Annotated in this window: 14 protein-coding genes; 6 read left to right on the plus strand and 8 right to left on the minus strand. The window is 69.8% G+C overall.

The window, feature by feature from the left end:
• The first annotated feature begins 2 nt into the window (after positions 1-2).
• From Bequi_RS13500 to Bequi_RS13520, 5 genes are all read left to right on the plus strand, one after another.
• Positions 3-599: a hypothetical protein gene (locus Bequi_RS13500; protein WP_249738462.1), complete on the plus strand. Its 597-nt coding sequence runs from the start codon at positions 3-5 to the stop codon at positions 597-599.
• A 67-nt stretch (positions 600-666) separates the two neighbouring features.
• Positions 667-1,992 carry an AAA family ATPase gene (locus Bequi_RS13505; RefSeq protein WP_249738463.1) on the plus strand — a complete coding sequence of 442 codons (1,326 nt, stop codon included), beginning with the start codon at positions 667-669 and terminating at the stop codon, positions 1,990-1,992.
• Complete coding sequence (locus tag Bequi_RS13510; protein ID WP_249738464.1) at positions 1,989-3,413, plus strand: J domain-containing protein; 1,425 nt, start codon at positions 1,989-1,991, stop codon at positions 3,411-3,413. Before Bequi_RS13505 ends, Bequi_RS13510 begins: the two co-directional genes overlap by 4 nt.
• Before the next feature lie 62 nt (positions 3,414-3,475).
• A complete protein-coding gene (gene nrdF, locus Bequi_RS13515; RefSeq protein ID WP_283775030.1) occupies positions 3,476-4,471 on the plus strand; it encodes a class 1b ribonucleoside-diphosphate reductase subunit beta in 996 nt (331 codons plus the stop codon).
• A gap of 56 nt (positions 4,472-4,527) precedes the next feature.
• Complete coding sequence (locus Bequi_RS13520; protein ID WP_249738466.1) at positions 4,528-5,283, plus strand: hypothetical protein; 756 nt, start codon at positions 4,528-4,530, stop codon at positions 5,281-5,283.
• Positions 5,284-5,293: 10 nt separating this feature from the next.
• On the opposite strand, the gene Bequi_RS13525 is transcribed toward Bequi_RS13520, so the two are convergent.
• From Bequi_RS13525 to Bequi_RS13535, 3 genes are read right to left on the minus strand one after another with little or no spacing between them, the layout of a single operon-like run.
• A complete protein-coding gene (locus tag Bequi_RS13525) occupies positions 5,294-5,521 on the minus strand; it encodes a hypothetical protein (RefSeq protein ID WP_249738467.1) in 228 nt (75 codons plus the stop codon).
• A gap of 57 nt (positions 5,522-5,578) precedes the next feature.
• Positions 5,579-6,313 (minus strand): FAD-dependent thymidylate synthase, encoded by a 735-nt coding sequence (gene thyX, locus Bequi_RS13530; protein ID WP_249738468.1) that lies wholly within the window; start codon positions 6,311-6,313, stop codon positions 5,579-5,581.
• Between the two features lie 21 nt (positions 6,314-6,334).
• A complete protein-coding gene (locus Bequi_RS13535) occupies positions 6,335-6,967 on the minus strand; it encodes a ParA family protein (protein WP_249738469.1) in 633 nt (210 codons plus the stop codon).
• A gap of 107 nt (positions 6,968-7,074) precedes the next feature.
• On the opposite strand from Bequi_RS13535, the gene Bequi_RS13540 reads away from it, so the two are divergent.
• Entirely contained in the window at positions 7,075-7,743 is a 669-nt protein-coding gene (locus Bequi_RS13540; RefSeq protein WP_249738470.1) for a hypothetical protein, read from the plus strand.
• A gap of 76 nt (positions 7,744-7,819) precedes the next feature.
• On the opposite strand, the gene Bequi_RS13545 is transcribed toward Bequi_RS13540, so the two are convergent.
• From Bequi_RS13545 to Bequi_RS13565, 5 genes are all read right to left on the minus strand, one after another.
• On the minus strand, positions 7,820-8,164 hold the full coding sequence (locus tag Bequi_RS13545) for a hypothetical protein (RefSeq protein WP_249738471.1): 345 nt from the start codon (positions 8,162-8,164) through the stop codon (positions 7,820-7,822).
• Positions 8,161-8,325, minus strand: a complete 165-nt coding sequence (locus Bequi_RS13550; RefSeq protein WP_249738472.1) for a hypothetical protein — start codon at positions 8,323-8,325, stop codon at positions 8,161-8,163. The genes Bequi_RS13545 and Bequi_RS13550 overlap by 4 nt, the downstream gene beginning before the upstream one ends.
• On the minus strand, positions 8,318-8,635 hold the full coding sequence (locus tag Bequi_RS13555; RefSeq protein WP_249738473.1) for a hypothetical protein: 318 nt from the start codon (positions 8,633-8,635) through the stop codon (positions 8,318-8,320). Before Bequi_RS13555 ends, Bequi_RS13550 begins: the two co-directional genes overlap by 8 nt.
• A gap of 39 nt (positions 8,636-8,674) precedes the next feature.
• The gene (locus tag Bequi_RS13560; RefSeq protein WP_249738474.1) at positions 8,675-9,376 is read right to left on the minus strand and encodes a class F sortase; all 702 of its coding nucleotides are present in this window, start codon (positions 9,374-9,376) and stop codon (positions 8,675-8,677) included.
• Positions 9,377-9,547: 171 nt separating this feature from the next.
• Positions 9,548-10,210: Rib/alpha-like domain-containing protein (locus Bequi_RS13565; RefSeq protein ID WP_249738475.1), on the minus strand; the 663-nt coding region annotated here is incomplete at its 5' end.

The following is a 10,210-nucleotide window of genomic DNA, read 5'->3' on the forward strand; positions in this document are numbered from 1 at the left end:
GGGTGACCGATTCCAGCCCATCCACCGTCCGTGCCGCCGACCCCATCGCCGAGGCTCACCGCCTGCGCGATGCGCTGTGCCTATCCGTCGACGAGCCGGAGCGCATGATGATCGACCTCGGAGGATCCCTGGCGTGCCTCATGGGCGATGTCTGCCGCCTCGCCGAAGGTCTGCGCAGGCACGATCTCGCGCAGACCAGCGGCGGAATCCTCCTGGCGGTGCGGCGCATCCACGGCATCTTCGCCGCGCTCGGACAGTTCCCGGAGCTGATCCCCGCCTCGCCCCAGCCGTCCCGTGGCGCCGAGGCAGCCCTCTCGCTGCTGGATCTCGCGATGAGCCTGGTGAAGGACGCCCTCATCGACTGGGCTTCGAGCGCGGATGTCGCCCCAGGCCTCCAGGTGCCGTCCGTCGTCGGGCGCCTGCTGTCCGCCGAGCGCACGCTTCGTGAGATCGCGGGGATCCTCGACATCCCGCTCGAGCGGATCCTCGCCGCCTCCTGGCAGATCGAGCCCGCCGAGCTGGACGACGACGGCCTGCCGCACAGGCGAGATGCCGAGGACCTGATCTGGGACGTGCTGGCAGCGCCCCGCCCGGTCTGACCCTCCCGCCTGCGGGACATCACCCCCTGAGCGCACCTGCGCACGACCACGAGCGAAGGAACACATGATGGCCGACGACACCGACGAGGCGAGGATCTTCGACGCCTCAAGCCTGGGGCTGGTGACGCCCACCGGCGACATGCGCTTCACCCAGATGGTCGGCGACGTGCCCGCCTCGCAGCAGGGCAGCCCCCAGCTCGTTCCCGGCTCCGTCGCGGCCGCCGCCCTGCACTCCGTGTTCGAGGGCCGCCCCGTCACGATCGTGAACTCGCCGCCCGGTGCCGGGAAGTCGTCGCTCGTCGCAGAGCTCGTGAACTGGCTCCTGAAGAACTCCGAGCTGACCGTCCACATCGTCGCGCCCACCAACAACGCCTGCCTCGAGCTCGCGGCGAAGATCGTCTCCGTCGCCGGCCCCGCCACCGCGAAGGTCAAGGACATGGACCGCGTCGTCCCGCCCGGGGTCATCACCGAGAAGGACGACTTCCTGGTAGGCCCTGACGGGCGGATCATCCAGCCCGAGCGGTTCGTGGAGGTCACCACCGTCCACTCCGCCAAGCACTCCCAGCCGCTGGTGGACGTGATGATCTCCGAGGAGTCCTACCAGACGACCTACGCGAACCTCCTCGAGGCGGCTGACGCTACCCAGCAGCTGATCCTGGTGGGCGACCCCGGCCAGATCGGCCCGGTGATCCAGCACGATGTCGCCCCCTGGCGCGGCATCGAGGACGCACCTGCGGCCCGGGCGCCCGAGGTGTTCGCCCGCATGGACGCCCGCATCCTCACCCTGCCGTGCACGTTCCGCATCGGACAGGAGTCTGCTGCGGCGATCGCCCCGCTGTACCCATTCCCCTTCCACTCTGAGCGCCCGCCGAAGCGGATTGAGGGGCTCGCGGAGATCGAAGCGCTGGAGATCGGCGCCGACCTCACCGCACCGCAGCAGGCGGAGATCCTCGCCCGTCGCGCCGCGTCGATCGTGGGCGCGACCCTGCACGAGACGCAGCGGGACGGACAGGTGATCGTCCGCCCGATCCAGCAGAGCGACGTGTGCATCGTCGCCGCGCGCAACGAGATCGTTGCCCGGGTGAGCGCTCTGCTCGGTTCGGCCGGCTTCGGGCGGATCGTCGTAGGCACCGCGGACTCCCTCCAGGGCGGCCAGTGGCATGCGGTCATCGCGATCGACCCGCTGTCCTCTCTCAAGCAGGTCTCCGCGCACGCGCTCGACAACGGCCGCCTGTGCGTGATGACGTCCCGCCACATGAGCCACCTGACGTGGGTCTACGCGCCGGGCTGGGAGCAGCGGATCACCGAGTCCAAGATGTCGCCGGCGGAGGCCGACAAGGGCCTGCGGGTGCGACGGACCCTCACCTCCAAGCCGAAGGCAGGCCCGCGATGACCACGTTCCAGGTGACCCTGTACGAGCTGCTCGGCGTGAAGCCGGACGCCGATGCCGCGGAGATCAAGAAGGCGTATCTGCGCCTGTCCCGCAAGACGCACCCGGATGCGGCGGGCGAGGCGATGGCACCGGTGTTCATGCAGATCCAGAACGCCTACCAGGTGCTGTCGGATGCGGACAAGCGCGCGAGCTACGACCACGAGATCGGCGTCTCCTCTACGCCTGCTGGCTCCGACTCCAGCACTGCCGGCGGGACGGGCGCTCAGGGCGGATCGGGCTCGCCGTCCTCCGGCCCGGGAGCTCAGGCCGGCGCAGCGCCGCGCGGCGGCCGCGCATCCTCCGCCCCCTCCGGCTGGGCGGTGCAGGTGCCCGAGGCCATGTACGACGGTCCGCTGCCGCGCGAGCACGTCGACATCGAAGGCATGCCGTGGCTACGAAAGGCAGAGGGTGCTGAGCCTGCCGAGCTGATCGTCGCCCACCCCGGTGTGCGCGTGCGCGCGTGGTGGATCCTCGGCGCCGTCGCGATCGCGCTCGGGGTGGTCGCGACGATGATCCTCCCCGCAGCCGGGATCATCGCCGCCGGCGTCCTGCTCTCGTGCCTCGCCTCCATCGCAGGTCGGGGAAGCCTACGCTTCCGCCTGGGACTTGCAGCCGCGGCGATCATCATCGGCACGGGCGCCGTGATCCTCACTCCCGGCGCGGAGGTCGGACCGTCGGTCGTGTCCTCCCTGCTGCTTGCGTGGGCGAGCGCGCTGGGGATGCTCCTCGCGAAGCACGGCATCGTGTGCTCGCGCCGGTTCGTGCCGGCCGGGTCGCTGCGCGAGTTCGTCTCCTGGGGCGACCCGGGCGCAGGCCTGAACGATGCGATCGAGAAGTTCGGCTACCAGCAGGTGATGGACGGCATCGAAGGCGAGCGCCTGACCGCCGCGCAGATCCAGTTCTACCTCCAGGGCATCCCCGGTGTCCGCACGGTCAACGGCCTGCGCTTCCCCGGTAGCGCCAGCGCCGACGTCGACCACGCCGTCGTCTGCGGGGACAAGGTCGCCTTCATCGACTCCAAGGCCTGGGCCAGCGGCTCCTACGCGATGAGCGCAGACCTCGAGAACGTCGCCCAGCGCTCCGCCGGCGGGACGGCCTTCGCGCACCGCCCCGTCCACATGCATACGGCCGTGACCTCGTACGCCCAGATGATCAAGCATGAGCGGGGACTTCGCCGGGTGCGGGTGCGCGGGTATATCGTCGTCCACCCCAAGGACGGCCGGCCGGTGGATCTCGACGCCCGGCACTGCACCGACAAGAACCGCCTGGTCACCGCCCAGCAGCTCATGCAGGAGCTCGGGGAGTGGTTCACCGAGGACGAGACGCAGGCGCGCACCGCGGACCGGCGCCTGGTGTCCTTCCTGCTGCGCAGCGTCCGCTGAGCGCGCAGCGGGCGAACAGCACGCCCCAGCCGCACCCGCGGCACATCCATGAGGACCACCGCCTGCAGCACCAGACCCCGAGGAGCATCATGAGCGACCACTTGAAGAAGAGCGTCCAGGCCATCAACTGGAACCGGATCCCCGACCCCAAGGACCTCGAGGTCTGGGACCGCCTGACCGGGAACTTCTGGCTCCCCGAGAAGGTGCCGCTCTCCAACGACATCCCCTCCTGGGGCCGGCTCAGCGAGCTCGAGCAGACCCTCACCATGCGCGTGTTCACAGGCCTGACGCTCCTGGACACCGTGCAGGGGACCGTCGGCGCCGTCTCCCTGATCCCGGATTCGATCACCCCCCACGAGGAGGCGGTCTACACGAACATCGCCTTCATGGAGTCGGTGCACGCGAAGTCCTACTCGCAGATCTTCTCGACGCTGTCGACCACGAAGCAGATCGACGAGGCGTTCCGCTGGAGCGAGCACAACGAGGCGCTGCAGAAGAAGGCCCGCATCGTCATGGGCTACTACCAGGGCGATGACCCCGAGAAGCGCAAGGTCGCCTCCACGCTGCTGGAGTCCTTCCTGTTCTACTCGGGCTTCTACCTGCCGATGTACTGGTCCAGCCGCGGCGAGCTGACCAACACCGCCGACATCATCCGCCTCATCATCCGCGACGAAGCGGTCCACGGCTACTACATCGGATACAAGTTCCAGAAGGCCATGGAGCAGGCCTCCCCCGAGCGCCAGGCCGAGATGAAGGACTACACGATGTCCCTCCTGCTCGACCTGTACGACAACGAGGAGGAGTACACCGAGGACCTCTACGACCCGGTCGGCTGGACCGAAGACGTGAAGACCTTCCTGCGGTACAACGCGAACAAGGCCCTGATGAACCTCGGCTACGAGCCGCTGTTCCCTCAGGACCAGGTCCAGGTGAACCCCGCGATCATCGCCGCGCTGTCTCCGAACGCGGACGAGAATCACGACTTCTTCTCCGGCTCCGGCTCGAGCTACGTCATGGGCAAGGCCGAGGAGACCGACGACGAGGACTGGGACTTCTGAGCGCTCGGCGCGTCCGCTGAGAACGTGCACGTCATGCGCGCAATAGCATGTCGGACATGTCGAGCGCCGGGATCACGCAGTGCCACCACACCGTACTGAGCTGCACCGCTAGCGCCTGGTCGTGGGGAGTGGAGGGCCCGATCTCCTCGCCTGCGATCCACCTGCGCGTCCTGGAGCATCACCCGCTGTGGGTCATCGCCGCTCCCCGGGAGGACGAGGCGCTCGTGCCGGTCGGCCGATACCTGCGGGAAGTCTCCACCTCGAGGTTCATCAGCGCCCTCACGAGCGCATCCGAGGTCGCCATGGCGGCGATGTGGAGCCCCGAGACCAGCATCCATGACGCCTCCGCCATGGGGGAGCGGCTCGTGGGCATGCGCGAGGTGACCATCTCGAAGCACCTGCTCGGCAGAATGGTGGAGGTGGGGAGCACACGCGACTTCCACCTGCTCCTCGGTCCGCGCCGCATTCCTCTGACCGAGCTCGAGGCGGCGAGGATCAGCTCGCGGATCATGCTGCGCGCGCAGGGAGTGTCGGCGCTGGCTCGGCATGGCGGGTTCTCGGGCCTGGCGGATCCGCAGGAGCACTCGAGCATCGCTCATGCTGCCGCGGCGGGGCGCCCGTCCGCTCTCTCCGAGATGGGCAGGATCTGCCGGTCGGCTCTGGGCGACGTGGACGCGGCGCTGATCCCGGTGCACACCGACACCACTGCGCTGCTGGGACTGCTCATGGACACGCTCGACGAAGCCGCGCGGAGCCACCGGGCAGGGGCGCTGCGCGGGTCTGCGATCGGCCGGCGGCTCCAGGCGAGCTGATCGCCCCGGACTACTTGAGTGCGTCCTCGAGCGCGTCGATGAGGACTTCGCGGATCGCACGGTCCTCCTCCACGGAGCGCATCTTGAGCCGGCGCATCAGGTCGGCGGGGATCTCCGCAGACAGGCGCTTGGTCGGCGCGTCCGGGGCATCGTCACGCAGGGTGCGTGCCACGGTGGGAGTGGCGGGTGCGGTCTTCGCGGGGGCTCGGCGGCTCATCTTGGATGCGAGGTCGTTCATGGTTCTCTCCTGGTGGTGCGGGTGCGGATTCCGGGTCGGTCGTGGGCGGCGGGGCCCTCAGGGGGCGACGCGGCCGCCCTGCTCGAAGGCGTCGTAGGTGAACGGCATGGCCTCGCGGAAGAAGGCCTCCATCTGCTCGGCCACCATCTCGATCTCGCGCTGCGGGAAGGACGGGAAGGCCGACCCCTCGCGCGCGGTGCGCAGGGACAGGAAGTTCATCAGCGCCCGCGCGTTCATCGTGACGTACATCGAGGAGTACAGGTTCAGCGGGAGCACGGTGCGCGCGACCTCGCGGGCCACCCCTGCCTCGAGCATCTCGAGGTAGGAGGCGTACGCCGCCTCGGACTGCGCGCGCACGGAGCGCTCCACGAGCGCGTGCTGCTCAGGCGAGCCCGGCTCGAAGGTGTAGGCGCCGGGCTTGCCGACCTGCACCAGGCGGCGCTCGGGGCCGGGCACGTAGAAGACAGGGCGCATCATCCGGTAGCGGCCCGACTCCTCGTTGTACGAGGCGACGCGGTGCCGCATGAACTCGCGGAACACGAAGATCGGCGCCTCCACGAAGAACGTGAACGAGGTGTGCTCGAAGGGGCTGCCGTGGCGATCGCGCATGAGGTAGCGGATCAGGCCGCGATCGCGGTCGGACGCCTCGCTCCCCGCGGTCTCGAGGGTCTTCTCGCCCTGGGTCGAGACCCGCGCGGCGAAGACGACATCGCCGTCCTGCGCGGCGGATCGGACCAGCTGGACGGTCATGTCGGATCGGAAGGTGATGTCCGGGTGCAGGGTCGTGCTCATGGAGGCTCCTTGCGGTTCAGGTCAGGACTGCGCGTCGGGATCGCGCTTGCCATCGAGGGCGATGCCGAGCGCGCCGGTGAGCTCCGCGAGGACCTCGGCGTACCCGTGCAGGCGGTCCGCGCGCAGCGGCGAGCCGTAGGCGGACTTCACGGCCTCGCGGCGCCGGATGACGGTCTCGAACATGGGCGCGCCCTCGTCGACGATCGCCTGAACGGCGGAGCGGTGCGAGCGGGTGTGCGGGAGCGACTTGGTGATGAGGATGACCCGGGGCACGTCGCCGGTGCTGTCGATCGTCTGCCACATGCGGGCCATGTCCATGGCGCTCGCCTCGGTGGGGACGATGACGACGTCGCTGGCGCGGATGGCCGCGTCGATGACGCTGCCGTGCCCAGGAGGAGTGTCGATCACCAGATGCTCGGTGGTGACGCCCAGCCCCTTCGCGGCGCGCTCGAGAGTGCGAACGTTGACCGGGCGGACAACGAAGTCCAGCTCCAGCCCGTCGTCCTCCACGGTGGAAGCCCACTCGGTGGCGCTGCCCTGGGGGTCGGAGTCCCACAGCTCGGTGGTGCCGTGCTGCGAGAGCGCCTGGGCCAGGTGCATGGCCGTGGTCGTCTTGCCGGGGCCGCCCTTCGTGGACGCGATCGCGATTCTCATGGCACGAGCCTCACACATCCGCACCGATGATGGAATGCGCGTATGGGGGTTCGCACGGAAGCCCCGGTTATCGCGCTGGGCGACGCCCGGAGTGCGTATCCGCGCACATGAGCAACCCCAGCAAGAACAAGGGCGATCGGGCCGAGCGCGAGTACCTCGCCTACTTCGCCCGCGAGCACGCCGAGCACATGCGAGACGACGCGATGCGGCACCTCGGAGCGGGCCGGAGGGACGACGTGGGCGACGTGCGCCTTATGCACGGCGTCGCCACGCAGGTGAAGCACTACGCGAACCCCTCCACTGCGATCCTCCATGCCGTCGACGGCGCCCGCAGGCAGCGCGAAAACGCCCGCGACAGCCTCGGCGTCGGCATCGTGAAGATCCCCCGGGCCAGGGCCCCGAGGCCCGTATGGCTCGCCTGCGCCTACCTCGAGGACTTCCCGCAGCTCCGCGCCGGCGAGCTCGAGGAGATCGGCGAGGTCTTCCGCATCTCCGGGCGCATGCTCACCTGGCTGGCATCTGCCGATGAGCCGAAGACCATCGCCCAGGCGCGCGCGGCCGCCACGACGAAGGCGCAGCTGCGCGCGCTCGGCCCGGCTCCTTGCTCTGATCTGCTCCAGCGGATCGCGCTGTGGCACATCGGCGGGAGGATCATCGCCGTCGCGCCCGAGCCGGCCTGGGTACTGCGGGCCGCCGCGCACCTCGCACGCGGAGACGAAGCGCTGGGGCTCGCGCAGGATGCCTCCGTATCGGCGCCGACGGGCCTCGTCGCCTGAGCCGCGTCCTCACACGAGCGAGGCGCCTCCGGGGAATCCCCTGAGGCGCCTCGCGCTCTCTGCTCTCGCGGACGGCTCAGCCCGCTTCTGCTCCGACTCCGTGGTGGAGAACAGCGACGTCATCGGCATCCACGAGCCCCGCGGCAGCAGCCTCGCGCGCTGCGAGGTCCCACCGGAGCCCCGAGCTCGCCATGCCCGCGCTCACGCCCTCGAGGGCGGAGGCCTTCCCTTGGATGATCGAGCGCACCTGTGCGTCGATCTCGATGCCGAACGGCGAGCAGGACGACTCGAGCGTCGCGTCGAGAAGCGCCTGTCGTGCCCGCTGGACCTCCGGCTTCTCGCAGGCCTCCGCCGTCCGGCGCGCGATCTCCCGCAGATCATCGGCATCGAGCGCGCGGCGTGACTTCGCCTCGGCGCTCATGCGGCACCGGCGGGGGAGAGCTCCCGGAGCGGCTCGGGATCGAACGGGCAGACCTGCCAGCCGCGAGGCGCGTTCGCGGCCTCTGCGCTCTCACCGGCAGGGATCAGGACGTCCTGGAGGTCCGGATGATCGAGCAGGGTCTCGGCGAACAGATCAGCCATTGGCGATCGCCTCCCACGGAGCCTTGAGCGCGGTGCGATGGCGGTCCTCCAGCCCCTCCTTCGAGGCAGCGCGAGCGTACGTCGCGCAGGTCGCCAGGAAGTAGCGGGAGGAATGGGGAAGCTCCGGCACGTCCTTCGTCAGGGCGGAGGTGACGGCGAAGTCGGGGGCGCCGACCAGGCCGGCGGCGCGCTCGGCCGAGCGCATGGGGATCCCGTTCTTCTCCATGGCGCGGTGGCCCGCGGCGAGCTGATCGGGGGTCAGAGATCGAGCGAGGGCGCTGACCTCCTTCAGTGTCGGGCTGGTGGTCACTGGTTCTCCTTCGAGACGCAGGGGTGTGTACTCCTGGTGTTACGCGCCGCCGTCGCTGCCCAGAGACGTGCCGTCCACCGCAGACTCCATCGCCTCGATGACGATGTTCTTCTGGGACTTGCCCGCACTGCGCTGGAGACAGGTGACGATCAGGAGCTTGCCGGGGATGTCCGCCCAGATCTCCTGATCGCCCGCGAGGTCGCCCTTCAACTCCTCGTGGACCACCGTCACCTCGAAGCGGCGATCCCCGATGAGGATCACGTCGCCCGGGGAAAGGGTGGACCTGCCGGCGTCGATGTCGATCAGTCGCGAGCCCGGGATCTCGGGGAGCCCGCGTACCGAGTGGGTCGCGACGACCACCATCCCCGTCCCGTCGACGGGATCCGCCCAGTCGCGCACCCAGTACGGATGCTCGCTGGTCGGCGGGTTCAGGATCTTCACGCCGTCCTCGCCGAGGTAGGAGTGCATGGAGCGCATCTCGGCGAAGATCCCGGCGGCCGGAACCTCCATCCGGAGGCCGGAGGGCTGCACGTCCATCTGGTCGACCTGCTCCTGGCTGATCGGATCCTCGAGAACCACCTGGCGGCCATCGCTGAGCGTCTCCCTGCCGGCAGAGGGGTCGTACGTCGCAGGCGAGGATCCAGACGGAGATGCGACCTCCTGCGGCCACACGTTCAGCACTGCAAGCGCTCCGGCCGATCCGGCGACGAGCGTCCCGCCGAGGAGCATGCGCCTGGTCATCCTGTCCTGCTGGGCCACGTCCGACCGCCTTCCTGATTTCGCCTGCGCTGTGGTCATCCCGGGTACGCGCGAGCACTCCCACCCAGGACGAGAAGCGGGCGCCAGGCCCCCGAAGGAACCTGGCGCCCGCCTTCACCTCACCCGAGCCTCCGGGTCAGGCGATGCTCGCGATCAGCCGATGCTGCCGGCCTTGCGATCGCGCCGGTTGCGGACGACGGCGTTGCCAGCGGCCCCGAGACCGAACAGGCCCAGGATCGTCGCGACGATCCCGAAGTTCCGAGCAGCGGAGTCCTGCTCGGCCTCCGCCAGCAGCTCGCCGCCGGTGGCACCGTTCGCGCCGCCGCTGTTGGCGTTCGAGCCGTTGCCGCCGCTGTTGGCGTTGCTCCCGTTGCCGCCGTTGTTCCCATCGTCAGCCGAAGCCTGGACAGGGGTCGGCGTGGTCACCGGAGTCGGAGCCGGGGTGGTCACCGGAGCCGGGGTGGGCTCCGGAGCCGGGGTGGGCTCGGGCTCCGGAGTGGGCTCGGGCTCCGGGGTGGGCTCGGGCTCCGGGGTGGGCTCGGGCTCCGGGGTGGGCTCGGGCTCCGGGGTGGGCTCCACGACCACGTCGGCCGCGGTGATGGTCACCGGGACGTTGACAGCGTCCTTGGAGCCGTCGGCGTAGGTCACGACCACGGGGACGGTGTAGGAGCCGACCTCGAGGTCCGTCCCGGGCGCCAGCGAGATGGAGCCGTCGGTGTTGACCGTGGCCCACGCGGGGGCGCCGTCGCCGGCGGTGTAGCTCGTGCCCGAGGGCAGAGCCTGGCCCTGCTCGTCCAGCGGGGTGGCGATGGTCGC

This window comes from Brachybacterium equifaecis (assembly GCF_023509525.1).
Lineage (GTDB): Bacteria > Actinomycetota > Actinomycetes > Actinomycetales > Dermabacteraceae > Brachybacterium > Brachybacterium equifaecis.